Origin of the sequence: Methylobacterium organophilum (genome assembly GCF_022179465.1) — a bacterium.
GTDB lineage: Bacteria > Pseudomonadota > Alphaproteobacteria > Rhizobiales > Beijerinckiaceae > Methylobacterium > Methylobacterium organophilum.
Genome location: NZ_BPQV01000094.1, coordinates 1 through 217 on the forward strand (window position 1 = coordinate 1; position 217 = coordinate 217).

The 217-nt window shown below is 69.6% G+C and carries 1 pseudogene; it reads right to left on the reverse strand.

The window, feature by feature from the left end:
• Positions 1-217: pseudogene (locus MFF21_RS23890) on the reverse strand (amino acid ABC transporter permease); the annotation flags it as partial.

The following is a 217-nucleotide window of genomic DNA, read 5'->3' on the forward strand; positions in this document are numbered from 1 at the left end:
GCCGCGGACCACTCCGGGGGCGTAGGCGGCCTCGTGGAGGGTGAGGCCGATCAGGGCGACCGTGAGCGGGCCGAGCAGGTTGACGGTCCTGACGGTGAGGAACTCGGGGCCGAAGGGGATGCCGAGGCCGAGCTGCGGGTAGAGCGCGCCGATGTTGAACCAGAACAGCAGCTGGACGAGGACCGGCGTGGAGCGGAAGAACCAGATGTAGCCCCAG